The organism is Enterobacter sp. 18A13 (assembly GCF_007035975.1).
In the GTDB taxonomy this organism is placed as follows: Bacteria; Pseudomonadota; Gammaproteobacteria; order Enterobacterales; family Enterobacteriaceae; genus Enterobacter; species Enterobacter vonholyi.
The window spans coordinates 1,651,736-1,676,433 of the sequence record NZ_AP019634.1 but is presented as its reverse complement, the minus strand read 5'-3'; the positions used below and the strand labels follow the sequence as shown (position 1 = coordinate 1,676,433).

Below are 24,698 nucleotides of genomic sequence, written 5' to 3'. Positions count from 1 at the left end.
CCGCCGCAGCGGGGGGTTCTCTTTTACTTCGCCGCGTTATTCATCACCGCATTGAATTTGTCGACAGGACAGAAGCCATTCGCATCTACCGGGCAGCCTTTCAGCTCCAGCGTCACGCGCTGTGCAGGCGACTGCAGCGACAGCACGCTGGCGTTGCGCAGCTGCTCTGAGCTCTGATAGACATACTCAATTTTCATCAGCTCCTGGTTGGCATTTTTGTCATGCCAGCGCTGGAAGACAATCTTGCCGCCAATCGGGGTGCGTTCCTGCTGGTCGTGCAGCTGATACGGTTTGAAATCCAGGGCCGTCAGCAGGGAAGCAATGTTCGAGTCATGTCCCACCAGCAGGGTGATCTTAGGCGCTTTAGCCTGGTCGGTGACCAGCGTTTTATCGATATATTTCACCAGCGGCTTCGCTACGTTTTGCGCCACCTCGGTTGAGGTAAACAGCGAGTCCTGATAGCCGTTCTTCAGCTTCGACAGCACGCGCCACTGCTGGTCGGTTTTGATTTCTCCCCAGGCCACCTGGTCGGCCGGGAAGCCTTCGTAATACTGCAGCGTAAACGCGTCCACCAGCGAGTTACCCACCTTCAGCGGCCCGGATACGCCAGGCTCTTTTTCATAGTCGGCGCTGAAGGTATCTTTTGCGTCCGCCAGAGAGCAGACTTTTTTCTCTTTGCAGGACGGCGAATCGGCGTAGTTAGTCATCTGCTCAAGCAGCTTATAGCTTTCGCCAAGCTGCATTTTCTGCCGCTCGGTCTCCATCGCCTTGAGCGCTTTTTCGCGGAATTCCGGCGAGTTATCGGTAATCACCGGGTTGAACGTCGGGTCCATGGTGCCCATTTTTTCCTGATGGTGCACGGGCACATCGCAGCCCGGGAACGCGCCGGTAATGAAGAACTGCGCGGTGGCGACGGTACGCTGCAGGCTGTTGGCGTAAGCATAAACGCTATCCGCCGCTGGACATTCTCCCGTCTTCACCATCCCCTGCTGCGCCAGCCACTCGCGCATGTAATGGCCCATATAGACTTCCAGCACGCCACCTTTGGTGGTGAGCTGACCGCCCGGCACCTCCCACTCCGGCCACTGCTTCGGCGTGGACTGCTCCAGCACGCTGCCGTTATTAGCGAGCGGCGCGCGCAGGTTATGGCGACTCATGATTAAAACTTGCTCCAGCTGATACCCTTCCGGCGTCTCTTGCGCCTGCACGCCAAACGTTGCTGAAATGGAACCGGCGACTGCCAGCGCGAGTAGTGCTTTTCTCATCCCTAATTCCTCACTCGTTTTAAAATGTCGCGTTCAGTGTGACAGATTCGTGACAATTTTCCGGGAAGCATTTCTCAAACTGATGATTAACATGCTTACGACGCGTGCAGATTAGTTTTATAATAAAACCACACCCCACCGGAGAATTCGCTGTGAAACGTACCCGCCTTGAAGAGAGCACCTGCCCCGTCGCCCGTTCGCTGGATATTATAGGCGACTGGTGGTCGCTGCTGATTGTTCGCGACGCGCTACGCGGGATTAAACGCTTCGGCGAGTTCCAGAAAAGCCTCGGTATCGCAAAAAATATGCTGACTACGCGGCTAAAACTGCTGGTCGACGAGGGCATCCTCCGGCTTCAGCCCGCGTCTGACGGCAGCGCCTGGCAGGAGTATGTCCTGACCGATAAAGGGCGCGCCCTGCAAACGGTGCTGGTTGCCCTCTCCCAGTGGGGCAACGAGTTTTTGTTCGCGGAAAACGAATGCGGCAGCGTGCTGGTCGATACCGAACAGCGCAAACCTCTGCGTAAACTGGCGCTTATCGCCGACGACGGGCGCGAACTGACGCCTGAAGAGATCGTGGCTAAACTCCCCTCCTGACCGTTCCCGACGGCAAAAGCACAAAATGCTCGCAAATATGGTTGCATTATAGAACCAAATAGCAGAGAGTTTATTCAGTTTCATATTGAAACCAAATAACCCACTTTGCTTTGAGGTAACACACGATGACTACGCAAATCACCACAGCCCTGATTACGGGTGCCTCTTCCGGGATCGGTGCCGTCTATGCTGACCGCCTTGCCGCGCGCGGCGCTAACCTGGTGCTGGTCGCCCGTCGCGAGGATCGCCTGAAAATCCTCGCCGCCGACCTGCGCGCGCGCTATGGCGTGGCCGTCGATATTCTGGTTGCCGATCTCACCGATGAAGCCGGGATCCGCGCCGTGGAAGAAGAGCTGCGCAGCAATACCGCCATTGATACGCTCGTTAACAACGCGGGCACCGCGCAGATGGCACCGTTCCTCGCGGGCGAGGTGGCGCAGCATCAGGCCATCAATACCCTGAACACCACGGCGCTGATGCGTCTGACCTACGCCATCCTGCCGCGCCTGGCGCAGAACAATCGCGGCACGCTGATCAATATCGCGTCCGTGCTGGCCCTGCACGTCCGGGCGGGCAGCGCGCTTTACAGCGCCACCAAGGCGTGGGTGTTGAGCTTTACACGTGGGTTACAGGAAGAATTTGCCGACAGCAACGTGCGCATTCAGGCCGTACTGCCTGCCGCCACGGCGACTGAAATCTGGAGCCATTCAGGCGTCACGGTGGACGATCTGCCGGAAGGATCGGTGATGACCACCGACAACATGGTGGATGCGTCGCTGGCGGGTCTGGATCAGGGTGAACCGATCACCATCCCGCCGATGCATGACGCTGGCCTGTGGGACCGCTACGAAGCGGCGCGCCTTGAGCTGTTCAACAGCGCGCGCACCGGCATTCCGGCACCGCGCTACGTAAAACAGTAGCCTAACGCTCAAGCTGGTCGCCGTACTCGCTCATCCAGGCGGCCAGCGGGGAGAGTGCGTCCTGCAGGGTTAACCCCAGCTCGGTTATCTGATACTCCACGCGCGGCGGGATCTCCGGGTAGACCGTCCGCGTCACCAGCCCGCGCTGCTCAAACAGGCGCAGCTGCTTCGTCAGCTCTTTCTGGGTGATGGGGGCTGCGGCCCGCAGCAGATCGCCAAAGCGTACGGGCGTATTAAAGACAATCAGGCGATAGAGAATGGGGATCGCCCATTTACCGGAAATCAGGTTCACAAACTGCGTCATCGGGCAGGTATAGGCCTCAGATTTTTTTTCACAGCACACCTCCAGCATTTCTGCCATAGCACACCTCTTGCCTCTTTAGTATCCATTTGGTACCTGGTTTCCTTTCGATACTAACGTTTCTATAGTGCTTTCTCCAGTGACATTTCAGGAGAAGAATATGGGTCGTTTAACAGATAAATATACGCTGATTACCGGCGGCACCAGTGGCATCGGTCTCGCCACCGCGCAGGCGTTTATCGCCGAAGGCGCGCGCGTCGCCGTGACCGGGCGTAACCCGGACACCCTCGCCGAAGCAGAACGCATTCTTGGCGATAAGGCCTGGGTAATCCCAACCGATGCGGGCGATATCTCGTCGCAAAAAGCCCTGGCGGAAACCCTCGCCGCCCGCTGGCCGCGCCTGGACGCGGTGTTTCTCAACGCCGGCGACGTAACGCACGCGCCGCTGGAAGAGTGGCGGGAAGAGACCTGGGATCGCCTGATGGGCATCAACCTGAAGGGACCGTTCTTTTTGATTCAGGCGCTGCTACCGCTGCTGAATAACCCGTCGTCGGTGATCCTCTGCGGCTCCGTGAGCGCGCGCATCGGCCTGCCCACCAGCAGCGTGTATGCCGCGAGCAAGGCCGCCCTGCTGTCGCTGGCGCGCACGCTCTCGGCGGAACTGCTGCCGCGCGGGATACGCGTCAACGGCCTGAGCCCCGGTCCGGTGGAGACCCCGGCGTTTACCAAAACGGGCTTAAGCGACGAGGCGCTTAACGCGATGATGGCGGAAATCATCAAGCTGGTGCCGCTCGGCAGAATGGGCTCAACGGCGGAGCTGGCAAAAGCCGCGCTCTATCTGGCGTCCGACGAGTCGAGCTACACGGTGGGAACCGAGCTGCTGGTGGACGGCGGAATGGGGAGCCTGTAACTCAAAAGGCGCTGATGCCGGTGACCGCGCCGACATACAGCGCCGCCCACGCGCAGGCGGAAAGCAGGCTGACGAGGTAGACCTTAACTGCGTTCAGCCTGAGCATACCCGCTGCCAGCGGCACGATGTAACGCAGCACCGCCAGAAAGCGCGACGTAAACAGTGCGATGACGCCGTTCTTTTGCAGCTGATGCTGTACCCGAAAAAACGTAGCGGCATGCTTCGACGTAAAGCGCGCGACCAGCCGGGTGTGCCCCATCAGCTGCCCTAAGTGGTAGTTCAGCACCGATCCCGCCGTTGCCCCCATCACTACGGCCAGCCATGCCAACGCAGGATGCATGCTTCCCTGGCTGACGGTAATGCCCGCCAGCAGCATCACCGAGGCGGGCGGCAGCACGGAGGAGATCAGCACAGTCGATTTACTCAGCGCCATCACAAATAACAGCGCGAAAAGATGTGCCGGATACAGCGCAAAATGATTCAGCAGATTATCAAGCCACGCCATTCTCTCTCCTCCGTTAATTATTTAATCCTCCATTTAAAATGAATAAACCTAAATAAACCCTCAACGCTTTATTAATAATATTTATCTAAACCGTTCTTAAACATTATTTAATTTCCTGAGCGGTAAATTTAAACAGGCGTATTATTTTCCTCGTTTTACAACGATCTCGTTATGGCGAGGCTCCTGTACAAATACACGTTATCGCTCTGGTAGGTTCGAGAGAACCGGCACAGGGTAAAACAGGCACTGTCGAATCAAGGCTTTGTCAGTATAACTTCCCTCACGGGATACGGTGTACAGTGCTGAACCCAGGACGTGGGGATCTCCTCTTCGACATGCCCTGTCTTGCTCGCCCCTGAGAGATGTTATTATTCAAAGGGAATTCACTATGTCTTACGCTATTCACAACCAAAACCTGGCATTCAATGACAGCGCTGTCGCGCAATATATGAATACCGATTTTATTGTCCTCGATATTTCATTATGCGTGGCGCTGGCGCGCGAGCAATTCTTCGAAAAATTAAAAGACGACGATATTCCGTCTTATATTTTTATTGAAGACAATGGTCGCCTGGCGGGCATGATTGCCGTGCGTAAATTGCTGCAAACCGCCGACACGGTCCAGCCGGTGAAATCGCTGATGATTTCGCAGTTTTTGCAGGTCAAACCGGAGGATGAACGTGCCGACGTTGCCGGACTGCTGGCGCACGGCGGGGCGGATGTGGTGCCTGTGGTCACCCACGGCAAGCTCGTCGGCTGCCTGACGGAGCGCGAAATCGCCCATCTGCTGGAAGATGACGTCACTGAAGACGCCCAGCTTCAGGGGGCGACGCTACCGCTGGAGAAGCCCTATCTGGATACCAGTCCGTATAGCCTGTGGAAGAAACGCTCCGTCTGGCTGCTGCTGCTTTTTGTCGCAGAAGCCTACACCAGCTCGGTGATCCAGCATTTCGAAGAGGCGCTGGAGTCCGCCATCGCGCTGGCGTTCTTTATTCCGCTGCTGATCGGCACGGGCGGCAACAGCGGGACGCAGATCACCTCCACGCTGGTGCGCGCCATGGCGCTGGGAGAAGTCCGTCTGCGCGACGTTGGCCGCGTGCTGCGTAAAGAGATGACCACCTCGCTGATGATTGCCGCCACGCTCGGTATCGCAGGGTGTATCCGCGCCTGGATGATGGGGATTGGGCTGGAGATTACGCTCATCGTCAGCCTGACGCTGGTGTGCATTACGCTCTGGAGTGCGATTGTGTCGTCCGTCATTCCGATGGTGCTCAAGCGCTGCGGCATTGACCCGGCTGTCGTCTCCGCGCCGTTTATTGCGACGCTTATCGACGGTACCGGGCTGATTATCTACTTTAAGATCGCGCAATATACGCTGGGGCTGGAGTAACGCGGTCCGCCAGCTGGATCACCGCTCGCGAAAACGCCTCAATCGCCAGGGCGACATCTTCAGCCATCACCGATTCCGCCGGATGGTGGCTGACGCCCCCTTTGCAGCGCACAAACAGCATGCCGACCGGCCAGCGTTCCGCGATGGCAATCGCATCGTGGCCCGCACCGCTGGGTAGCGATAGCGAGCGACCCTGTACCGATTTGACCGCCTCCTCCAGCACGTTTTGCAGGTGGGTATCGCACGGCGTGGCGGCAATGCGGTAAAACTCCTCGGCGCTGAAGTCCAGATTGCGGCGCGATGCGATCGCCTGCGCATGCTCCAGCAGCTCGTTAAGCAACCGATCCAGCGGCGCATCCTGCGGGCCGCGAATATCCAGCGAGAGCTGAACCTCGCCGGGGATCACATTCACCGCCCCCGGCAGGCAGCGCAGTTCGCCAACCGTCGCCACCAGGTTGCCGCCCTGCTGTCGGGTAGCGTTTTCAATGATGACCATCCACTCGGCGGCGGCGGCCAGCGCATCCCTGCGGTGGTGCATCGGCACGGTTCCCGCGTGCCCGGCCTCGCCGGTAAAGCGACAGTTCAGACGACGCGCGCCGTTAATGGCTTGCACCACGCCCAGGGCGAGCGTCTCCTGCTCGAGGCACGGCCCCTGCTCAATATGCAGTTCCAGATAGGCGCTGAAATCCTCCTGACGGCGCGCGGCATGCAACACGCGGGCAGGATCGAGCCCCACCAGGGTCATCGCCTGCGCCACGCTGATTCCGCTGGCGTCGGCTTTCTCCAGCCAGCCCTGCGGCCAGGTGCCGGTGATGCCCCGGCTGCCTAACAGCGTAATGCCGAAGCGGGTCCCCTCTTCGTCGCAAAAGCCGACAATCTCGATGGCCTGCGCCAGATGCACACCCTGCTGGTGCAGGCTGTCCACCACCTCAATGGCGGCAAGCACGCCGAGCATACCGTCGTAGCGCCCGGCATTGCGCACGGTATCAAGATGCGAGCCGAGCAGCACCGCCTGCGCCCCTTCCTGCGCGCCCTCATAGCGTCCACAGATGTTGCCCACGCTGTCCTGCCAGACGGTCATGCCCGCCTGGCGCATCCACTCTCCGACCAGCTGGTTAGCCTGCAGATGCTGCGTGGAGAGATAGACCCGCGTCAGGCCGTCCGGGGTTTCGCTGATGGCGGCCAGCGCGTCGGCGCGCGCCATCACCCGCTCTGCCGCCGGGCTCATTGCGGCGTCTCGCGGCGATAGTGGTCCCACGCGGCCTGCATGGCGGCCCCCTGCGTGGTGGAGAATTTCAGGTAGTTGAGCACCGACTCCAGCGCGCTCAGGGTGGTCATCACGCAGTCCTTGCGTGCGTTGTAGCCCATGGTGCCAATGCGCCAAACTTTGCCGTGCAGCGGGCCAAACGAGGTGCCGATTTCAATCCCGAAATCCTCCAGCATCAGCTTACGCACCTGGTCACCGTTGACGCCCTGCGGTATCACCACGCCCAGCACGTTGTTCATCTTGTGCTTCAGGTCGCCGAAGGTCTCCAGCCCCATCGCCTGAATGCCCTTCAGCAGCGCATCGCCGTGCAGCCTGTGGCGAGCGATGCCGTTATCCAGCCCCTCCTGCAGGATCAGACACGCGCACTCGCGGGCGCCAAACAGCGCGGTGGTGGCTTCGGTGTGGTGGTTAAGACGTTCCGGCCCCCAGTAGTCCATCACCATGCCGAGATCGAAGTAGTTGGAGTAGATCATCTCCTCGTCGCCGTCGCGGTGGGCGTCGGTGCGTATGCCTTCCTCAACGCATTTGCGGCGGCGGATCGCCTCCTCCATGCGCGCGCTCAGGGTGATCGGCGAGGTGCCAGACGGGCCGCCGAGGCATTTCTGCATCCCGGCCGAGACGGCATCCAGCCCCCAGGCATCGGTCTCCAGCGCGTTACCGCCGAGCGACGCGGTGGCATCGGTGTAAAACAGCACGTCGTAGCGGCGGCAGATCGCGCCCAGCTCGGCGAGCGGCTGCAGCATGGTGGTGGAGGTGTCGCCCTGCACGGTCAGCAGCAGGCGCGGACGAATACGCTTAATCGCATCCTCGACCTGGTCCGGGGTAAACACCTCGCCCCACGGCACCTCGATGGTATGCACCTCCGCGCGGCAGCGGCGGGCAATTTCGCACAGCAGGTGGCCAAAGCGGCCAAAGACCGGCACCAGCACCTTATCTCCCGGGCGGATGGCGGAGACCAGAATGGCTTCAATTCCCGCGCGGGAGGTGCCGTCCACCAGCATCGTCCAGCGGTTTTCGGTGCGGAATACGCCGCGATAGAGCGCCATCACCTCGTTCATGTAGTGGGTCATGGCCGGATCGTACTGCCCGATCAGCTGGCTCGACATGGCGCGCAGCACGCGCGGGTCGGCGTTGATCGGGCCCGGCCCCATCAGCAGGCGCTGCGGCGGGTTGATTTGCGGAAAGTGTGCGATATCCATTGTTAAGTCCTTATCAGTTGAGGCCGCGCACGGAGGAGATGAACTGCTTCAGTTCCGTGGTCTGCGGGTTGGCGAACAGCGTTTTGCTGTCGCCCTGCTCCCAGACTTTCCCCTGGTGCATAAACACCACGCGGTCGCCCACTTCGCGGGCAAAATTCATTTCATGGGTAACCAGTATGAGCGTCATCCCCTCGGCCGCCAGCTGCTCCAGCACTTTGAGCACTTCGCCCACCAGCTCCGGGTCGAGCGCGGAGGTGATCTCGTCGCAGAGCAATACTTTCGGCGACATGGCCAGCGCGCGGGCAATCGCCACGCGCTGCTGCTGGCCGCCGGAGAGGCTCGACGGGTAGTAATCCAGACGATCGCCGAGGCCAACCTTCTCCAGCATGCGCTGCGCCAGCTCGCGGCATTCGGCGGCGCTTTTCTTCAGCACCCGACGCGGGGCGAGCATCACGTTTTCCAGCGCCGTCATGTGCGGGAACAGGTTGAAGCTCTGGAACACCATCCCCACCGAGCGGCTGATTTCACGCGCCTGGGAATCCCGGTCGGTAATGGTCATGCCGCCCAGCTTGATGCTGCCGTCCTGATAGCCTTCCAGACCGTTAATGCAGCGCAGCAGCGTGCTTTTGCCCGATCCGCTGCGCCCGATAATGGAGATCACCTGGCCCATGTCGATATCCAGATCGACGCCCTTGAGCACGTGGTTATCGCCGTAGTACTTCTGCACCTGATTAATGGTGATGAGAGGCATTGAATTTCGTCTCCAGATAGCGGCTGTAGCGCGACAGCGGATAACACAGAATAAAGTAGCCGAGCGCCACCAGCGCAAAGACCTTAAACGGCTGATACGTCACGTTGGTCAGCATCGTCCCGGCCTTGGTAAGCTCGATAAAGCCGATAATCGACGCCAGCGCGGTGCCTTTGATCACCTGCACGGCAAAGCCGACCGTCGGCGCGATGCCGATGCGCAGCGCCTGCGGGGCAACGACGCGAAACAGGGTCTGGCCGAAGGTCAGCCCCAGGCAGCGCGACGCTTCCCACTGCCCCTTCGGTAAAGCGCGAATGCAGCCGTTCCAGATATCGAGCAGAAACGCGCTGGTGTAAAACGTCAGCGCCAGCGAGGCGGCGGTCCACGGCGAGACGTCGATGCCGAACAGCGCCACGCCGAAGAAGGCCAGGAACAGCTGCATCAGCAGCGGCGTGCCCTGAAACAGCTCAATATAGCCGCGGATAATGCGCTTCACCGTGCGCCCGCCCGTCAGGCGCAGCAGCAGGAGCGGCAGCGTTACCACCGCCCCGCCGACGAACGCCACCAGCGACAGCAGCACCGTCCAGCGTCCGGCCAGCAGCAGGTTGCGAATAATGTCCCAGTCGGTAAAGGTGGTCATCATGCCTGCACCCCCAGCCATTTGCGTCCTGCCGCCATCATCAGCTGGCGCAGGGTAATCGACAGCGCCAGGTAAATCCCGGTTGTCACCAGATAAACCTCAAAGCTCAAAAACGTTCTGGACTGGATCAGGTTGGCGGCGAAGGTCAGCTCTTCATAGGAGACCTGCGACACCACCGAGGAGCCGAGCATCACGATGATGCACTGGCTCACCAGCGCCGGGTAAATGCGCTGCAGCGCGGGCGGCAGCACCACGCGAATAAAGGTCTGCAGGCGGGTGAGCCCCAGCACGCGTCCGGCTTCCCACTGCCCTTTCGGCGTGACCTGAATGCCCGCGCGGATAATCTCGGTGCTGTAGGCGCCCAGGTTTACCACCATGGCCAGCAGCGCCGCTTCACCCGCCGTCATCTTCAGGCCAAGATTTGGCAGGCCGAAGACAATGAAAAACAGCTGTACCACAAACGGCGTGTTGCGGATGATCTCCACGTAGCCGCCCCAGATCCGGCTGAACCAGGTCGTGCGTCCGCTGCGGATCGCCGCCCCGAAAATCCCTATCGCCAGCCCGCCGACGGTCGCCATCACCGTCAGCTGAACGGTGACCCACAGCCCTGCAAGCAGCTCTGGCCAGTGCGGCCAGAGCGCGGAGAAATCAAGTTGCTCAGTCATCGGCTCAGGCGCCAAGGTTTGCCGGCAGCGGGGCCTTCAGCCATTGCTCAGACAGGCCGTTTAGCGTGCCGTCCTTGATGCCCTGCTCAATCAGCGCATCCACTTTTGCCTTCAGGGCCGGTTCGTTTTTCTTCAGGCCAATAAAGCACGGCGAATCTTTCAGCATAAAGCTCGGCACCGGGGCTTTATCCGCGTTCTGGCGCGAAATGGCCGCCACCACGAGGTTACCGGTTGCCACGTACTGCACCTGCCCCGACAGGTAAGCGGAGAGCGTGGTGTTATTGTCTTCGTAGCGCTTCACGTCCGCGTCTTTCGGCGCCAGTCCAGTCAGCACCATGTCCTCCACCGCCCCGCGCGTCACGCCGATGGTTTTTCCGCTCAGCGCGGCGGCGTCCTTCAGCTCGGCCCCTTTTGGACCAAACACGCCAAGGAAGAACGGCGCGTAGGCGCGGCTGAAGTCGATCACCTTCTCGCGCTCCGGGTTTTTACCGAGGCTGGAAATGACCAGGTCCACCTTATCGGTTTGCAGGTACGGCACGCGGTTGGCGCTGGTCACCGGCACCAGCTGCAGTTTGAGCTTCATCTGTTTGGCGAGATAGCGCGCCATATCGATGTCGTACCCCTGGGGCTGCAGATCGGTCCCCACCGAGCCAAACGGCGGGAAGTCCTGCGGAACGGCAATACGGATAGTACCGCGCTTCTCGATATCCTGTAGCTGGTCAGCCTTTGCCGGCAGCTGCGTGAAGAGGCATGCTGCCCCGGCCAGTGCAATCAACAATTTTTTCATGGTGCTTCCCCGTAACGTTAACATGAAACAAAAGATTCTTTGAATGTGATTTTGCAACTAATGTGCCAGATAAGGCGAAGCGGGAAATATTCTTGTAAAGCCTGATAAAATGCGGACGGGGCGGAAATGCTCTCCATTTTCGCCCCGCCATTACGCACCATTTTAATGCAAAGCACCAGCCTGATGCCCCATTATCGTTGTTCGAGCTCGTCCAGCTGCTGATAGAGGGAGGCAATCTCGTGAATGCGCGGACGGCCTTTATCGAGGATCTCATGCAGGAAGGCGTTCGCCAGCAGGTTGATCAGACTGTTAACCGAGGAATAGCTGTCATAGGCCGAGACGCTATCCAGCGGGGCGCAGAGCTGCCAGCTGGCGAACGGAAACAGGCTGTGGGCCTGCGGCTCGCACATCAGCAGCACCGGAATACCGCTGCTCTGAAGCTGCTGCATCAGAGGGCGGATAATGCGCGGACGGCGGCGGAAGGCCATCATGACCACCAGATCGTCCGGCGTTAAGTCCACCAGCTCCTCGCTCAGGCTCTGCCCCGGCTGCGGCAGCACCAGCACCTGACCGCGCGCCTGCAGCAGCTGCTGGCGCAGGTGCAGCGCCGCCGGATAGGCGTTACGCATGCCGATAATGACAATGCGGCGCGCCCTGACCATGCAGGCCATGGCGTCGGCAAACTGCTGCGCATCGAGGGCATTGACCCACTGGGTCAGGTTTGCCATCTCCTGCTTATAGTGGCGCGCCAGCAGCGTATTGCCCTGCACCGCATCGCGATTGTCGGTGAGCGGCATCCCGCTCTGGCGCAGGGTGCGCAGCTCTTCACGCATATCCTTATATTTCTCATAGCCCAGACGCTTAAACAGACGGCTCACCGTGGCTTTCGACACCCCGCTCAGCTGCGCCAGCTCGGCGCTGTTGTAGCTAATGAGATCGTCAAAATGATCAAAAATAAAGTCCGCCACCCGCTGCTCCTGCGGCGACAGCGACGGGTATTGTGCTTTCAGACGTTCATCCAGTTGTTCCATAGCGCCTCTGTAACTTTTGTTTCATCACATTTTGGTTTTCATTCTACCTTTCATTATACGTGCCAGTTTACTGAAACTTTTCTTTCAGAACTGGAACAGCTTTTGCAGCGCCTTGTGACTTTCAGGGTTACGAGGACTCTTCATGCAAAGTAATGTCTCCACACACGGTATGGCGGTTGCGCCCCACCACCTCGCCAGCCAGAGCGCGCTGGCGGTGCTACGCGAAGGCGGCAGCGCGATAGAAGCGATGGTCGCGGCGGCGGCCACCATCGCCGTGGTCTACCCGCATATGAACGGGCTGGGCGGCGATGGCTTTTGGCTTATCGTACCGCCGGAAGGCGACCCCATCGCCATTGACGCCAGCGGCGCGGCGGGATCGCACGCGACGCTGGCCGCCTACGACGGGCTCACGCAGATCCCCCATCGCGGACCGCAGGCGGCGCTAACCGTCGCCGGCACGGTCAGCGGCTGGGACGAGGCGCTGAAGGTTTCCCGTGAGATGACCGGCAAGTCGCTGCCGCTGGCCCGCCTGCTGGCCGACGCCATTGACTACGCGCAGAACGGCACGCCGGTCACGGCCTCTCAGGCTCACGCCGCCGCCAGCAAGTTCGACGAGCTGAAGGATGTGCCGGGCTTCGCGGAAACCTGGCTGGTCGACGGCAAGCCGCCGCAGGCCGGGAGCCGCTTTTACCAGCCCGCCATGGCTACAACCCTGAGGCGCCTGGCGGAAGACGGTCTGGACAGTTTTTATCGCGGCCCGCTGGCGGACGTGCTGGCGCACGGCATGGAGACGCTGGGCCTGCCTGTTACGCTGGACGATTTACACGCCCACGCAGCCCGACGCACCGCGCCGCTGAAGCTGCAGCATCAGCAGGGAGAAATCTTTAACCACGCTCCGCCGACGCAGGGGCTGGTCTCGCTGGCGATACTCGGCATCACCGACCGCCTGAACATGGCGGAGGCCGACGACGCCGAAACCCTTCACCGCATCGTTGAAGCCACCAAGCTGGCCTTTGGCCTGCGTGATGCCCACATCACCGACCCGCGCGAGCTGAAAACCGATATTCAGGATCTGCTGGATCCCGCCGCTCTGCAGGCGCTAGCTAACAGGGTTGACGACGGCCACGCCGCACCGTGGGGAACCGGAAAAGGCCCCGGCGATACGGTGTGGATGGGGGTGATGGACAGCAGCGGGCTTGCCGTGTCGTTTATCCAGAGCATCTATCACGAGTTCGGCAGCGGCGTTGTCCTGCCCGATACCGGCATCGTCTGGCAGAACCGGGGCGCATCCTTCAGCCTCGATCCCGCCCATCTTCTGGCCCTCGCGCCGGGCAAACAGCCGTTCCACACCCTGAACCCGGCGGCGGCGCGTCTGAAGGACGGGCGCGTGATGGTCTACGGATCGATGGGCGGCGACGGACAGCCGCAGACCCAGGCCGCGCTCTTTACCCGCTACGCGATTCAGGGCGTGCCTTTACAGGAGAGCATTTCCCGCCCGCGCTGGCTGCTGGGGCGCACCTGGGGACAAACCTCGGACACCTTAAAGCTTGAAGGACGTTTTTCACCCGAGACGGTCGTGCGCCTGCGGGCACTCGGTCACGAGGTGGAGCTTTTCCCTGACTTTAGTGAAGCCATGGGCCACGCGGGCGCGATTGTCCGCCACCCCAACGGGCTGTTCGAAGGGGCATTTGACCCGCGCAGCAACGGCGCGGCCGCCGGATTCTGAGGAGAAAAAAAATGACGACACACCAACCCGACTGGCAGGCATACCTGGCGCAAATGGAAACTGTACTCGGCGTGACGCTGGATGACGCCCGCCGCGCCGAGCTGCAGCTGCAGTTCAGCCGCATAGCCACCATGGCCGCCCCGCTGATGGCGCTGCCGCTCGACGACCGTCTTGAGATTGCAGGAGTGTATAAAGCATGACGCTACACGAGATGAGTATCAGCGCGATCCAGCAGGCGCTAAGCGCTGGGGAGCTGAGCGCTCGCGAGATCGCCCGACAGACGCTGGAGGGGATTGCGCGCGTTAACCCGCAGATCGGCGCCTGGACCGCCGTGACGGAAGCACGCATGCTCGCCGAGGCCGACAATATCGATACCCTGCGACGGGAAAAGCGCCCCCTGCCGCCGCTGGCGGGCGTGCCCTACGCGGTAAAAAATCTGTTCGACGTTGCCGGTCACACCACCCTCGCAGGAGCCGAATTGTTCAGCCAGCGCCCTGCCGCCGCCGCTGACAGTTTTGCGGTGCGCCAGCTGCGCAGCGCGGGCGGGCTGCTGACCGGGATGGTCAATATGGACGCCTACGCCTACGGCTTTACCACCGAGAACAGTCACTACGGCACGACGCGTAACCCGCACGACCTGACGCGCATTGCGGGCGGGTCGTCCGGCGGTTCAGCCGCCGCGGTGGCCGCCGGGCTGGTGCACTTTTCGCTCGGCACCGACACCAACGGCTCGATTCGCGTTCCGGCCTCCCTGTGCGGTATCTATGGCCTGAAGCCCACCTTTGGCCGCCTGTCGCGATCCGGCAGCCATCCGTTTGTCGCGAGCCTGGATCATATCGGGCCCTTTGCGCGCCGCGTGTGCGACCTGGCGTCCGTGTACGACGCGCTGCAGGGACGGGATACCAGCGACGGTTTTCAGGCCGAGTGCTCCCGGGAACAGACGCGCCCCCTGCTCGATCGCGGGCTTGATGGCCTGCGCTGCGCGGTGCTCGGCGGCTATTTCACCACCTGGTGTGACACGGACGCCAGAGCCGCCGTGGCGCGGGTAGCGAAAGCGCTCGGCGTGCAGGATGAGCTGCAGTTCCCTGACGCCGAGCTGGCGCGTTCCGCTGCGTTTATCATCAGCGCATCCGAAGGGGGAAATCAGTACCTGCCCGCGCTTCGCCATGAACCGGCGCGTTTTGAGCCGCACTCTCGCGAACGGCTGCTCGCCGGGGCGATGATCCCCTCAGCCTGGTATATTCAGGCCCAGCGGTTTCGCGCGCACGCCCGGCAGGCGTTCAAAACCTTATTTGCGCAGGCGGACGTGCTGATCGCCCCGGCCACTCCGCGCAGCGCCACGCTGGCGGGCGCGCAAACCATGGAAATCAACGGTCAGCCGCTCCCCATTCGCGCCAGCATGGGGATGCTGACCCAGCCGATTTCGTTTTTGGGCCTGCCGGTGACCACCGTTCCCCTGCGCACCGCGCAGGGTGCGCCCATCGGCCTGCAGCTGATTGCCGCGCCGTTTAACGAGCAGGCCTGCCTGCGCGTCGCGCGGGTTCTGGAAGAGAGCGGCATCACCGATGCCCGTCCGGCGGAGATAGCAGCATGATGAATCACGATGACATTAACCTCCCGTGGGTGGTTGCCGAGGTGACCGCCGCGTTTTACCGCTATGAGGACGCGCTGGTAAGCAACAACGTTGCGGTGCTGGACGAGCTGTTCTGGCACGACAAAAACACGGTGCGTCTCGGAGCGGGTGAAAACCTGTACGGGATTGATGAAATCCGCGCCTTTCGGGCGGCGCGCCCGTCCGCCGGATTGCAGCGGACGCTGCGCCACACAGTGATTACCACCTTTGGGGAGGATTATGCCGTGTGCAGCACCGAGTTTACCCGCGCGGGGACGGAACGCATTGGCCGCCAGCAGCAGACGTGGGTACGGTTTGCCTACGGGTGGCGGATCGTGGCGGCGCAGGTGAGTTTGATGTCGTAGCCGTAGGCCGGGTAAGGCGCAGCCGCCACCCGGCTAAAGACGGCTCAGTTATTTCTGAAACGGATGCACCTCCCGCCAGTGGTCGGCAATCTGCTGGCGGGTACAGACCCACACCCGCTCGTGCTGCTGCACATAATCCAGGAACTTCTGCAGCGCGCGAAAACGCCCCGGTCTGCCCAGCAGGCGACAGTGCATGCCGATGGACATCATCTTCGGCGCGCTTTCCCCCTCTTCGTACAGCACGTCAAAACTGTCCTTCAGGTAGGTATAGAACTGCTCGGCCGTGTTAAACCCCTGCGCGGTCGCGAAGCGCATGTCGTTCGCATCCAGCGTATACGGCACAATCAGGTGCGGCTTGCGGGTGCCGTCGCTGCAGGCCACTTCCGTCCAGAAGGGCAAATCGTCGCCGTAGTAGTCGCTGTCGTAGTCAAAACCGCCGTGCTCCACCACCAGCTGGCGCGTGTTGGGGCTGTCGCGCCCGGTGTACCAGCCCGCTGGCGGCTTGCCGAACAGGTCGGTCAGAACGTGCACCGCCTTATGCAGGTGTTCGCGCTCCTGACTGATGTCCATGTTTTGATAATGGATCCAGCGCCAGCCGTGGCTGACCACGTCGTAATCCGCGGCTTTGATCGCCTCAACGATCTCCGGGTGTCGCGCCAGCGCCATCGCCACGCCAAAGACCGTCAGCGGCAGGCCGCGCTTTTGAAATTCATTGTGGATCCGCCAGAACCCGGCGCGGCTGCCGTATTCGTAGAGGGAGTCCATCGACATGTGCTTATCCGGGTAGCTGGCCGCGCCGATAATGTCCGACAGGAACTGCTCGGATCCGGCATCGCCGTGCAGAACGTGGTTTTCCGCCCCTTCCTCATAGTTGAGCACAAACTGCACGGCGATGCGCGCCTGATTCGGCCACCGCGCGTGCGGCGGGTTGCCCGCGTAGCCGCGCAAATCCCGCGGATAATCCTGTTCAAAAAGCCCCATTGCCACCCCCAAAAATTAAAATGGATTCAATGCCTGAAAATGCCCGCTTAACGGTTTGTTCTCCGGGAATGCCAGATCCCCGTGCTTGCTGGTCGACAGCCCCAGCGCCACCAGCGATTCCACCATCTTCACCGCCGCGCTGACGCCGTCGATCACCGGCACGCGCAGCTCGCGGGTCAGCTCCTGCGCCAGCGTCGCCATGCCGCCGCAGCCCAGCACGATGGCGCCACAGCCATCCTCTTTCAGCGCCTGTATACAACGCGCGCGCACTTTTTCCTGCGCCAGACCGCTGCCATCCTCCAGCGCGAGCACCGGAAGGTCGATGGCGTGCAGCTCCGCGCAATGGTCCTGAAAGCCATACTGGTGCAACAGATGACGGGCAATAATCAGCGTGCGCGGCAGCGTGGTAACCACCGAAAAACGCGTCGCCACCAGCGTCGCCATGTGCATCGCGGCTTCGGCAATGCCGATAACCGGCCCCTGGGCCAGCTCGCGCGCCGCCAGCAGGCCCGGATCGCCAAAGCAGGCAATCACGTGACCCGACACGCCCTGTTCCCTGCCTTTTTTGATCTGTTCCAGCACACCGACGGCGGCGATGGCCTCATCAAAGTGGCCTTCTATGGACGGTACGCCCGCGCACGGGCAGACCGCGAGGATCTCCGTCCCCGGCGCCGCCACCGCGCGGGCCGCCGCGCCGATGGTTTCCGTCATGGCGAGGCTGGTGTTGGGGTTGATCACTTGTATACAGACAGACATTACGACTCCTTGTGGCCGGCAAACAGCCGGGCAAAATCAGGCAGGCACTCGCCCGCCCGCTCGAAGCAGAGGCTGGCGACGATATGTTCAAAATGGAGCATGAGGGCATCGCTTAATGGCTCAAGCGCCTTCTGGCGCAGCAGATCCACAAGCTGTTCGTGATCGTTGCAGCGGCAGCCCTGACGCCACGGCGCGCCCCAGGTGGCAATCACCAGCGAAGAACGCTGGCTCAGGCTGGTCACCATCTCAGTGAGCACCTGGTTGCCGGAGATGGCCTGCAGCTGAATGTGGAAATTGGCGGAGTGGCGAATCGCCGCCGGGCCGTCATAGGCCTCGTGCGCCTGCTGCTCCTGGCGAATAATGGTCTCCAGCGCGGCAAGGTGCGGCGGCTGGCAGTGCGCCAGCACGTCCGGAAGGTTAGCGACCTCCAGCAGCGCGCGGGTGCGAAAGATGTGTCGCGCCTCTTCCACCGTCGGGCTGGCGACGTGTGCACCACGCTTGGGCGTCAGGGTGACCATTTGCACAGCGGCGAGTCGTTGAAGCACCTTGCGGATGCCCGTGCGGCTTACGCCAAACACCTCGGCCAGCGCCTCTTCCGGCAATTTGCTCCCCGGCAGCAGCTGATGTTCGACAATCGCGGTCATCAGCGCCTGAAAGATCGATTCGTCTTTGTCATGCAGGTCTGGCGCGGTCTGCAGGGCGTTTATGTTGTTCATTCACCACTCCGTCTTTTACTCTTCGTTATCGAATCGTATACATAAAAATAAAATATTGCATACAAGATTTATTATTTTGGCCTGGATCCTGCAACACCGTTTGCACTCCCGCTTAACGGGTTTTCATTCACAGGAGCAGGTTTCATGCCAAACAGTCAAAACGCACAGCAAGGTACGGCCGCTGATTCCGGTGCGGTTTACAGCCCACGTCTTTGCAATGAGGATCTGGCACCGACGCGTGACCAGAACTGGAGCTGGTACAACATCTTTTCGTTCTGGATGTCGGACGTTCACAGCATGGGGGGTTATGTTGTCGCCGCGAGCTTCTTTACGCTCGGGCTGGCAAGCTGGCAGGTGCTGCTCTGCCTGCTGGTCGGGATTTGCATCGTGCAGCTGTGTGCCAACCTGGTGGCCAAACCGAGCCAGATGGCGGGCGTGCCCTACGCGGTGATCAGCCGTCAGGCGTTCGGCGTCTTCGGAGCCAATATTCCGGCGGTGATCCGCGGGCTGATCGCTTTTGCGTGGTACGGGATTCAGACCTATCTGGCCGCCAACGCCCTGATGCTGGTGGCGCTGAAGTTCTGGCCATCGCTCTCTTCGCTCACCGCCGGCGCGTTCCTGGGCCTGTCTCATCTGGGCTGGATCTGCTTCGCTATTATGTGGGTCCTGCAGGCGATGGTCTTCTGGCACGGCATGACCGCCATCAAGCGCTTTATTGATATCGCCGGTCCGGCGGTCTACGTGGTGATGCTTGCCCTCGCAGGCTGGATTGTATACAAGACCGGTTTTGACGGGATATCCTTTACCCTCGCCAGCAAATCCCTGAGCGCGGGCGAGCAGACCTGGCAGATGATCACCGCCACCGCGCTGGTAGTCTCCTACTTCTCCGGCCCGCTGCTCAACTTTGGCGACTTCTCCCGCTACGGTAAAAGCATGGGCGAGATCCGCCGCGGCAACCGCTGGGGCCTGCCGTTTAACTTCCTGCTGTTCTCCATCGTCACCGTAGTCATTGTCTCCGGCACCCAGTCGCTGTTTGGCCGCATGATCACCGACCCGATTGAGACCGTCAGCCGCGTGGGCAACGATCTGGCCGTGGCGATTGGCCTGCTGACGATGATCACCGCCACCATAGGGATCAACATCGTGGCAAACTTCGTCTCGCCGGCGTTTGATTTCTCTAACTGCTCGCCGCAGAAAATCAGCTTCCGCACCGGAGGGATGATTGCCGCCGTCGGCTCGATCCTGCTCACCCCGTGGAACCTGTTCAACTCGCCGGAGCTTATCCACTACACCCTGGACGTGCTCGGGGCGTTCATCGGCCCGCTGTTCGGCATTCTGATTGCCGACTTCTACCTGATTAAGCGCGGCAAGGTGTCGGTTGACGATCTGTTCGACGACACGCCAAAGGGTAAATACTGGTACCGCAACGGCTTTAACCCGAAGGCTATTGGCGCGCTGATCCCATCCGTTGCCGTGGGCCTGGTGATTAGCTTTATCCCGGCCCTGCATGAGGTGGCGAACTTCAGCTGGTTTATCGGCGTCTTCCTCGGCGGCGTGACCTACCGCTGGCTGGCGCGGGAAGATCGTGAGACGGCGGACGCGACGTCGTTCAGCTCCCGCGTGGCAACGCAAAAAGAGTAACCCTCGTCCTCCGGCCGCAGCTTATCTGCGGCCCTTTCATTCTGGCACCGTTCTTGCTGAGCCTTCTCACCCCCGCTACGCAAACACGAAGGCAGGAACCATGATGGAATACCAGACTGCGATACGCGGTGCATTTTTTGATATTGCCCGGGTCTGCGACGGCGCAGACGCCATTGCTCAACACGCGCGCTACCTTGAGGACGGGCTGCTGTTTATACAGAGCGGAAAAATTCTGGCGCAGATGCCGTGGCAGGAGGGCGAGCAGTATCTTGACCCCCACAAGGGCTACACCGACCTGCGCGGCAGGCTGCTGCTGCCCGGTTTTGTCGACACCCACGTCCATTACCCGCAAACGGAGATGATCGGCGCCTTTGGCGAACAGCTGCTGGAGTGGCTGACCACCTACACCTTCCCGGTGGAAAGCCAGTTTGCCGATGAGGCCTACGCGAAAGAGATCGCCGAATTTTTCATACAGCAGCTGGTCAGCAACGGCACCACCACCGCGCTGGTGTTTTGCACGCTGCATCCGGAATCGGTCGAAGCGCTGTTTACCGAGGCCCTGCGCCTGAACATGCGCCTTATCGCCGGAAAGGTGATGATGGACAGACACGTGCCGGACTACCTGAGCGAAGACGCGAAGCAGAGCTACCGGCAGACGCGGGCGCTAATCCAGCGCTGGCACCACCGGGGACGGCTGGGCTATGCCATTACGCCGCGCTTTGCCCCGACGTCATCCCCCGAGCTGCTTGCGGCGGTCAGCCTGCTCAGAGAGGAGTTCCCGGACGCCTGGCTGCAGACCCACCTGAGCGAAAACCCCAACGAAGTGGCCTGGGTAAGCGACCTCTGGCCGGAGCACGAGCGCTATCTGGACGTGTATCACCACTACGGCCTGACCGGCGAGCGCAGCGTGTTTGCCCACGCGATCCATTTGCACCACAGCGAGTGGCAGTGCCTGCATGACACCGGCTCGGCGGTGGCGTTTTGCCCCACCTCTAACCTGTTTCTCGGCAGCGGGCTGTTTCGCCTGCCCGCCTGCTGGCAGCACAGGGTGCGGATGGGCATCGGCACCGACGTTGGGGCGGGCACGACCTTCAGCATGCTGCGCACGCTGGGGGAAGCCTACAAGGTCGGCCAGCTTCAGAGCTACCGCCTGCGCGCCAGCGAGGCGTTTTACCACGCCACGCTGGGCGGCGCGCACGCCCTCCGGCTGGACGATAAGATTGGCAACTTCACACCCGGCAAAGAGGCGGATTTTGTGGTCATCGATCCCGACGTGACGCCGCTGCAGCGCCTGCGCAATCGCCGCTGTCAGGATATCTACGAGCAGCTTTTTGTGCTGATGACCCTCGGAGACGAGCGCAACATCAGCGAGACCTGGGTCAACGGCGAGCGGGTGTGGTCAACTGCCCCGGTAGGTTGACCATCCGCCGGGGGCAACCACAAACGGCAGATGGAAATGCTCGTCTGCCGTTTCTCCCGTCACAAAATCAATTTGCGCACTGGGATAGAGCGTGTCGCGACCGGTTTCGCTAAACCACGCCCCGATCTCCGCCACCAGCCGATAGCGGCCCGCGGGCAGAGAGGCAACGAACGCGGCGATGCGCCCCTGGGCGTTGGTCACGCCCGTGGCCAGCGTCTTCCCGTCCTGTTGCAGATGAACCGTTACGCCCTCCGCGGGCTTGCCCGTTGAGATATCGAGAATATGGGTGCTGAGTGTGCTCATTCGCTAATAACTCCTTCCAGCCGAAGCAGCGTAATTTCCCACAGCTGTTCCAGCGCGGCGCGGACTTCCTGCGCGTCGCTGTTCTCCAGCCGCGCGTGCAGGGCCTGTAATATCTCCTCGCCGCTGCGGCCCTTCGCGCGGATCAGAAACACGCGTCCGAAGCGGGCCTCGTAGCGGGCATTCCCCTCGCGCAGCGCCTGGGCAAGGGCGCCATCGCGATCGTTCACAGCGCCCTGCTCCTGACGCGACAGCGCCGCCTCCGCCGCTGAACCCGCGGGCTTTTCCCCGATGCGCGGATGGGCGCTCAGGGCCTGCGCCAGCGCCGCTTCGTCCCAGTTTTGCGTCAGCGCGTTTGCCGTACTGAGTAATTCGTCCCGGCTGGCGTATGGCCGCCCCAGAGCCAGCGCGTCGGCCCAGCCGGGTATCGCCACGCAGGGCTGAAGCAGCGTAAGAGCATCTTTCTCAGGAAGCTGATTGAAGTCGTGCAGTGCGATCATAGTGTCTCCTTTATTATCCTTCTCCAGACTATTGCACAAACCACGCCACCCTGAACGCGGGCGTGAAACAGTCGATTCCGTATAGCTCAACTGGAAATTTTTGATTCATAAAAAGGCACGCCCACCGCGTTTACGCACCTTAGCAGTGCAAACGTCTCCCTTACAACGCCGTTTTCGCCACTCTGCAGCCTGGTACGCAAATTGCTGAATGTCTTTACACCCTGCAAAAGGAGAGAAGCATGAAAGCAATCGTGATTGGCGCGGGTATTGGCGGCCTGAGCGCTGCCGTGGCGCTGAAGAAAGCGGGCATCGACTGTACCGTGTTTGAAGCCGTAAAGGAGATAAGGCCCGTCGGGGCGGCCATCTCCATCTGGCCTAACGGCGTGAAATGCATGCAGCACCTCGGCATGGGCGACATCATCGAGACCTGGGGCGGGCCGATGCGTTTTATGGCCTACAAGGATTACCGGCGCGGCGAGACTCTGACCCGCTTTAGCCTTGCCCCGCTGGTTGAGCGTACCGGCGGGCGTCCCTGCCCCGTCTCGCGCGCTGAACTCCAGCGCGAAATGCTGGACTTCTGGGGGCGCGACAGGGTGCAGTTCGGCAAGCGCGTGGAACACGTCCATGAAGACGACGCGGGCGTGAACGTCACCTTCACCGATGGCACCACGGCAACCGGCGATTTTCTGATTGCCGCCGACGGCAGCCACTCGGCGGTTCGCCCGTATGTGCTGGGGTTTACCCCGGAGCGCCGATACGCCGGGTACGTAAACTGGAACGGGCTGGTGAAGATTGACGAAGAGATTGCCCCGGCGCACCAGTGGACCACCTTCGTTGGCGAAGGCAAACGCGTGTCGCTGATGCCCGTCTCCGGCGGACGCTTCTACTTCTTTTTTGACGTGCCGCTGCCCGCAAGCCTGGCGGAAGATCGCACCACCCTGCGCGCCGATCTCACGGGCTACTTCCGCGGCTGGGCGCCGCCGGTGCAGAAGCTTATCGCGGCGCTGGATCCTGAAACCACCAACCGCATTGAAATCCACGACATTGAGCCGTTCGACAGCCTGGTGCGCGGCAACGTCGCGCTGCTCGGCGACGCCGCGCACAGCACCACGCCGGATATCGGCCAGGGCGGCTGTGCGGCGATGGAAGACGCCGTCGTGCTGGGGGAGTGCCTGCGTGAAAACCATAATATTACGCTGGCGCTGCGGCAGTACGAGGCGCTGCGCTGCGACCGGGTGCGCGACCTGGTCCTGAAGGCGCGTAAACGCTGCGACGTCACCCACGGGAAAGACATGGCGCTGACGCAGGCCTGGTATCAGGAGCTTAGCGAAGAGACCGGAGAGCGCATCATCAACGGTCTGTGCGAGACCATTCAGGGCGGCCCGTTAGGCTGAACGCAAGAGGGATAATGATGAAAAGAGAACCAACTCCACCCGCCCACTGTACGTTTGAGCCAGAGGACTGGCTGCGTCTGGCGAAATGCTGGCATCCGGTCGCGCGCGCCTGCGACGTCGGCCCGGCGCCGGTCAAGGCGACCCTGCTGGATGAACAGCTGGTGATTTACCGGATCCACGACCAGGTCGTGGTCGCCCGTGACGTCTGCCCGCACCGCGGCGTGCCGCTGACGCTCGGCTTTCACGACGAGCACGGGATTATCTGCCCCTATCACGGCCTCCGCTTTGGGGAGGACGGGCGCTGCAACCGTATTCCCTCCAGCCCCGACCAGCCCGTTCCGGCGAAGCTGAACCTGATTAACTACGCCGTGGAGGAGCGGTTCGGGCTGATCTGGACCTGCCTGGCGTTTGATCCGGAAAACCCCGCGCCGCTGCCAACCATGCCGCACTGGGATGACGCCGGATTTCAGCAGATTAACTGCCCGGCGTTTGAGGTCAACGGCTTTGCCGGACGTCAGGTAGAGGGTTTTCTGGACGTGGCGCACTTTGCCTGGATCCACACCGAAACCTTTGCCGACCCCAATAACCCGCTGGTGCCCCACTATCAGCCGCAGGAGACGCCGTTTGGCTTCGTGGCGGATTACTGGAGCTCCGTGAGCAACTATCCCGCCAGTTCCCCCGTGCAGGCTCCGGAAGGGTTCCAGTGGTTGCGCCATTTTGAGATGCACCTGCCGTTCACCGCCACCCTGACGATTCATTTTCCGGGTGAATCGAGACTGGTCATTATGAACGCCGCGTCGCCGGTGTCATCGCGCGTGACCCGCATGTTCGCCCCTATCGCCCGCAACTTTGACCTGCATATTCCGGTGGAGGATGTGCATGCCTTTAACCTGCGCATTTTTGAAGAGGATCGCCTGATGGTCGAAACCCAGCGCCCGGAAAGCCTGCCGCTGGATCTGACGCTGGAAGCCCATATTCCCGCAGATAAAAGCTCTATTGCCTACCGTCGGGGGCTGAAGAAGATGGGCTTTGGCGAATTTTTCCTGGTATGACGGAGGCCGAT

26 protein-coding genes, 1 pseudogene and 1 riboswitch are annotated in these 24,698 nt (G+C 61.3%); of the genes and pseudogenes, 12 read left to right on the top strand and 15 right to left on the bottom strand.

The features are described from left to right. Window positions 1-23 precede the first annotated feature (23 nt). A complete protein-coding gene (agp, locus tag FOY93_RS08100; RefSeq protein WP_127730335.1) occupies window positions 24-1,265 on the bottom strand; it encodes a bifunctional glucose-1-phosphatase/inositol phosphatase in 1,242 nt (413 codons plus the stop codon). Between the two features lie 152 nt (window positions 1,266-1,417). Between agp and FOY93_RS08095 the strand changes: the two genes are divergently transcribed. Beyond that, complete coding sequence (locus FOY93_RS08095) at window positions 1,418-1,861, top strand: winged helix-turn-helix transcriptional regulator (RefSeq protein WP_143344917.1); 444 nt, start codon at window positions 1,418-1,420, stop codon at window positions 1,859-1,861. 125 nt (window positions 1,862-1,986) lie between these two features. After that, entirely contained in the window at window positions 1,987-2,781 is a 795-nt protein-coding gene (locus tag FOY93_RS08090; RefSeq protein WP_133294139.1) for an SDR family NAD(P)-dependent oxidoreductase, read from the top strand. Between the two features lies 1 nt (window position 2,782). Here FOY93_RS08090 and FOY93_RS08085 read toward each other — a convergent pair whose 3' ends face one another. After that, window positions 2,783-3,142, bottom strand: coding sequence for a winged helix-turn-helix transcriptional regulator (locus tag FOY93_RS08085; protein ID WP_023335206.1), 360 nt, complete (start codon window positions 3,140-3,142; stop codon window positions 2,783-2,785). A 100-nt stretch (window positions 3,143-3,242) separates the two neighbouring features. On the opposite strand from FOY93_RS08085, the gene FOY93_RS08080 reads away from it, so the two are divergent. Beyond that, on the top strand, window positions 3,243-3,992 hold the full coding sequence (locus tag FOY93_RS08080) for an SDR family oxidoreductase (protein WP_111964504.1): 750 nt from the start codon (window positions 3,243-3,245) through the stop codon (window positions 3,990-3,992). A 1-nt stretch (window position 3,993) separates the two neighbouring features. On the opposite strand, the gene FOY93_RS08075 is transcribed toward FOY93_RS08080, so the two are convergent. Further along, entirely contained in the window at window positions 3,994-4,497 is a 504-nt protein-coding gene (locus FOY93_RS08075; protein ID WP_133294137.1) for a DedA family protein, read from the bottom strand. Between the two features lie 158 nt (window positions 4,498-4,655). Then, window positions 4,656-4,825: riboswitch (M-box (ykoK) riboswitch) on the top strand. A 60-nt stretch (window positions 4,826-4,885) separates the two neighbouring features. Here FOY93_RS08075 and FOY93_RS08070 point away from each other — a divergent pair. Beyond that, window positions 4,886-5,887 carry a magnesium transporter gene (locus FOY93_RS08070; RefSeq protein WP_133294136.1) on the top strand — a complete coding sequence of 334 codons (1,002 nt, stop codon included), beginning with the start codon at window positions 4,886-4,888 and terminating at the stop codon, window positions 5,885-5,887. On the opposite strand, the gene hpxK is transcribed toward FOY93_RS08070, so the two are convergent. The 7 genes from hpxK to hpxU form a co-directional block, all read right to left on the bottom strand. Beyond that, window positions 5,853-7,115 (bottom strand): allantoate amidohydrolase, encoded by a 1,263-nt coding sequence (gene hpxK, locus FOY93_RS08065; protein ID WP_133294135.1) that lies wholly within the window; start codon window positions 7,113-7,115, stop codon window positions 5,853-5,855. The two genes, FOY93_RS08070 and hpxK, sit on opposite strands and share 35 nt — an antisense overlap. Then, entirely contained in the window at window positions 7,112-8,353 is a 1,242-nt protein-coding gene (locus tag FOY93_RS08060) for a pyridoxal-phosphate-dependent aminotransferase family protein (RefSeq protein WP_143344916.1), read from the bottom strand. The genes hpxK and FOY93_RS08060 overlap by 4 nt, the downstream gene beginning before the upstream one ends. A 13-nt stretch (window positions 8,354-8,366) precedes the next feature. Next, window positions 8,367-9,104 (bottom strand): amino acid ABC transporter ATP-binding protein, encoded by a 738-nt coding sequence (locus FOY93_RS08055; RefSeq protein WP_008499843.1) that lies wholly within the window; start codon window positions 9,102-9,104, stop codon window positions 8,367-8,369. Further along, entirely contained in the window at window positions 9,085-9,741 is a 657-nt protein-coding gene (locus FOY93_RS08050) for an amino acid ABC transporter permease (protein ID WP_164850651.1), read from the bottom strand. The genes FOY93_RS08055 and FOY93_RS08050 overlap by 20 nt, the downstream gene beginning before the upstream one ends. Further along, window positions 9,741-10,406, bottom strand: coding sequence for an amino acid ABC transporter permease (locus FOY93_RS08045; protein WP_111964571.1), 666 nt, complete (start codon window positions 10,404-10,406; stop codon window positions 9,741-9,743). Before FOY93_RS08045 ends, FOY93_RS08050 begins: the two co-directional genes overlap by 1 nt. A 4-nt stretch (window positions 10,407-10,410) precedes the next feature. Further along, a complete protein-coding gene (locus FOY93_RS08040) occupies window positions 10,411-11,193 on the bottom strand; it encodes a transporter substrate-binding domain-containing protein (protein ID WP_023311064.1) in 783 nt (260 codons plus the stop codon). Between the two features lie 191 nt (window positions 11,194-11,384). Further along, a complete protein-coding gene (gene hpxU, locus FOY93_RS08035; RefSeq protein WP_143344915.1) occupies window positions 11,385-12,224 on the bottom strand; it encodes a MurR/RpiR family transcriptional regulator HpxU in 840 nt (279 codons plus the stop codon). Between the two features lie 142 nt (window positions 12,225-12,366). Here hpxU and hpxW point away from each other — a divergent pair, with 142 nt between their 5' ends. Genes hpxW through hpxZ form a run of 4 tightly spaced genes read left to right on the top strand, consistent with a single transcriptional unit; the run spans window position 12,367 to window position 15,927 of the window. Continuing rightward, window positions 12,367-13,950 carry an oxamate amidohydrolase gene (hpxW, locus tag FOY93_RS08030; protein ID WP_143344914.1) on the top strand — a complete coding sequence of 528 codons (1,584 nt, stop codon included), beginning with the start codon at window positions 12,367-12,369 and terminating at the stop codon, window positions 13,948-13,950. Window positions 13,951-13,961: 11 nt separating this feature from the next. Then, window positions 13,962-14,150: an oxalurate catabolism protein HpxX gene (gene hpxX / locus FOY93_RS08025; protein ID WP_045334723.1), complete on the top strand. Its 189-nt coding sequence runs from the start codon at window positions 13,962-13,964 to the stop codon at window positions 14,148-14,150. Then, complete coding sequence (locus tag FOY93_RS08020) at window positions 14,147-15,544, top strand: AtzE family amidohydrolase (protein ID WP_143344913.1); 1,398 nt, start codon at window positions 14,147-14,149, stop codon at window positions 15,542-15,544. Before hpxX ends, FOY93_RS08020 begins: the two co-directional genes overlap by 4 nt. Continuing rightward, window positions 15,541-15,927, top strand: coding sequence for an oxalurate catabolism protein HpxZ (hpxZ, locus tag FOY93_RS08015; protein ID WP_133294131.1), 387 nt, complete (start codon window positions 15,541-15,543; stop codon window positions 15,925-15,927). The genes FOY93_RS08020 and hpxZ overlap by 4 nt, the downstream gene beginning before the upstream one ends. Before the next feature lie 48 nt (window positions 15,928-15,975). Here hpxZ and puuE read toward each other — a convergent pair whose 3' ends face one another. The 3 genes and pseudogenes from puuE to FOY93_RS08000 all read right to left on the bottom strand — a co-directional run bounded on the left by puuE (window position 15,976) and on the right by FOY93_RS08000 (window position 18,380). After that, on the bottom strand, window positions 15,976-16,875 hold the full coding sequence (gene puuE, locus FOY93_RS08010) for an allantoinase PuuE (RefSeq protein WP_232057393.1): 900 nt from the start codon (window positions 16,873-16,875) through the stop codon (window positions 15,976-15,978). Beyond that, window positions 16,793-17,664 (bottom strand): annotated as a pseudogene (gene hpxA / locus FOY93_RS08005) (allantoin racemase). The gene puuE and the pseudogene hpxA overlap by 83 nt, the downstream one beginning before the upstream one ends. Beyond that, the gene (locus FOY93_RS08000; protein ID WP_143344911.1) at window positions 17,664-18,380 is read right to left on the bottom strand and encodes a GntR family transcriptional regulator; all 717 of its coding nucleotides are present in this window, start codon (window positions 18,378-18,380) and stop codon (window positions 17,664-17,666) included. Before FOY93_RS08000 ends, hpxA begins: the two are co-directional and overlap by 1 nt. A gap of 144 nt (window positions 18,381-18,524) precedes the next feature. On the opposite strand from FOY93_RS08000, the gene FOY93_RS07995 reads away from it, so the two are divergent. Together FOY93_RS07995 and guaD are read left to right on the top strand one after the other, a co-directional pair. Next, window positions 18,525-20,021: an NCS1 family nucleobase:cation symporter-1 gene (locus tag FOY93_RS07995; RefSeq protein WP_143344910.1), complete on the top strand. Its 1,497-nt coding sequence runs from the start codon at window positions 18,525-18,527 to the stop codon at window positions 20,019-20,021. A gap of 100 nt (window positions 20,022-20,121) precedes the next feature. Next, window positions 20,122-21,441: a guanine deaminase gene (gene guaD, locus FOY93_RS07990; protein ID WP_133294127.1), complete on the top strand. Its 1,320-nt coding sequence runs from the start codon at window positions 20,122-20,124 to the stop codon at window positions 21,439-21,441. Here guaD and uraH read toward each other — a convergent pair. Further along, window positions 21,421-21,744 (bottom strand): hydroxyisourate hydrolase, encoded by a 324-nt coding sequence (uraH, locus tag FOY93_RS07985; RefSeq protein ID WP_133294126.1) that lies wholly within the window; start codon window positions 21,742-21,744, stop codon window positions 21,421-21,423. The genes guaD and uraH overlap by 21 nt on opposite strands. After that, window positions 21,741-22,241, bottom strand: a complete 501-nt coding sequence (gene uraD, locus FOY93_RS07980) for a 2-oxo-4-hydroxy-4-carboxy-5-ureidoimidazoline decarboxylase (RefSeq protein ID WP_143344909.1) — start codon at window positions 22,239-22,241, stop codon at window positions 21,741-21,743. Before uraD ends, uraH begins: the two co-directional genes overlap by 4 nt. Window positions 22,242-22,480: 239 nt before the next feature. Between uraD and hpxO the strand changes: the two genes are divergently transcribed. Together hpxO and hpxD are read left to right on the top strand one after the other, a co-directional pair. Further along, on the top strand, window positions 22,481-23,635 hold the full coding sequence (hpxO, locus tag FOY93_RS07975; protein ID WP_143344908.1) for an FAD-dependent urate hydroxylase HpxO: 1,155 nt from the start codon (window positions 22,481-22,483) through the stop codon (window positions 23,633-23,635). 14 nt (window positions 23,636-23,649) lie between these two features. Beyond that, window positions 23,650-24,687, top strand: coding sequence for a molybdenum cofactor-independent xanthine hydroxylase subunit HpxD (gene hpxD / locus FOY93_RS07970; RefSeq protein ID WP_143344907.1), 1,038 nt, complete (start codon window positions 23,650-23,652; stop codon window positions 24,685-24,687). Window positions 24,688-24,698: the final 11 nt, after the last annotated feature.

Coding starts and splice junctions, on each gene's coding strand:
- agp (WP_127730335.1), bottom strand. CDS start 1,265: ATGAGAAAAGCACTACTCGCGCTGGCAGTCGCCGGTTCCATTTCAGCA.
- FOY93_RS08090 (WP_133294139.1), top strand. CDS start 1,987: ATGACTACGCAAATCACCACAGCCCTGATTACGGGTGCCTCTTCCGGG.
- FOY93_RS08085 (WP_023335206.1), bottom strand. CDS start 3,142: ATGGCAGAAATGCTGGAGGTGTGCTGTGAAAAAAAATCTGAGGCCTAT.
- FOY93_RS08080 (WP_111964504.1), top strand. CDS start 3,243: ATGGGTCGTTTAACAGATAAATATACGCTGATTACCGGCGGCACCAGT.
- FOY93_RS08075 (WP_133294137.1), bottom strand. CDS start 4,497: ATGGCGTGGCTTGATAATCTGCTGAATCATTTTGCGCTGTATCCGGCA.
- FOY93_RS08070 (WP_133294136.1), top strand. CDS start 4,886: ATGTCTTACGCTATTCACAACCAAAACCTGGCATTCAATGACAGCGCT.
- hpxK (WP_133294135.1), bottom strand. CDS start 7,115: ATGAGCCCGGCGGCAGAGCGGGTGATGGCGCGCGCCGACGCGCTGGCC.
- FOY93_RS08060 (WP_143344916.1), bottom strand. CDS start 8,353: ATGGATATCGCACACTTTCCGCAAATCAACCCGCCGCAGCGCCTGCTG.
- FOY93_RS08055 (WP_008499843.1), bottom strand. CDS start 9,104: ATGCCTCTCATCACCATTAATCAGGTGCAGAAGTACTACGGCGATAAC.
- FOY93_RS08050 (WP_164850651.1), bottom strand. CDS start 9,741: ATGACCACCTTTACCGACTGGGACATTATTCGCAACCTGCTGCTGGCC.
- FOY93_RS08045 (WP_111964571.1), bottom strand. CDS start 10,406: ATGACTGAGCAACTTGATTTCTCCGCGCTCTGGCCGCACTGGCCAGAG.
- FOY93_RS08040 (WP_023311064.1), bottom strand. CDS start 11,193: ATGAAAAAATTGTTGATTGCACTGGCCGGGGCAGCATGCCTCTTCACG.
- hpxU (WP_143344915.1), bottom strand. CDS start 12,224: ATGGAACAACTGGATGAACGTCTGAAAGCACAATACCCGTCGCTGTCG.
- hpxW (WP_143344914.1), top strand. CDS start 12,367: ATGCAAAGTAATGTCTCCACACACGGTATGGCGGTTGCGCCCCACCAC.
- hpxX (WP_045334723.1), top strand. CDS start 13,962: ATGACGACACACCAACCCGACTGGCAGGCATACCTGGCGCAAATGGAA.
- FOY93_RS08020 (WP_143344913.1), top strand. CDS start 14,147: ATGACGCTACACGAGATGAGTATCAGCGCGATCCAGCAGGCGCTAAGC.
- hpxZ (WP_133294131.1), top strand. CDS start 15,541: ATGATGAATCACGATGACATTAACCTCCCGTGGGTGGTTGCCGAGGTG.
- FOY93_RS08000 (WP_143344911.1), bottom strand. CDS start 18,380: ATGAACAACATAAACGCCCTGCAGACCGCGCCAGACCTGCATGACAAA.
- FOY93_RS07995 (WP_143344910.1), top strand. CDS start 18,525: ATGCCAAACAGTCAAAACGCACAGCAAGGTACGGCCGCTGATTCCGGT.
- guaD (WP_133294127.1), top strand. CDS start 20,122: ATGATGGAATACCAGACTGCGATACGCGGTGCATTTTTTGATATTGCC.
- uraH (WP_133294126.1), bottom strand. CDS start 21,744: ATGAGCACACTCAGCACCCATATTCTCGATATCTCAACGGGCAAGCCC.
- uraD (WP_143344909.1), bottom strand. CDS start 22,241: ATGATCGCACTGCACGACTTCAATCAGCTTCCTGAGAAAGATGCTCTT.
- hpxO (WP_143344908.1), top strand. CDS start 22,481: ATGAAAGCAATCGTGATTGGCGCGGGTATTGGCGGCCTGAGCGCTGCC.
- hpxD (WP_143344907.1), top strand. CDS start 23,650: ATGATGAAAAGAGAACCAACTCCACCCGCCCACTGTACGTTTGAGCCA.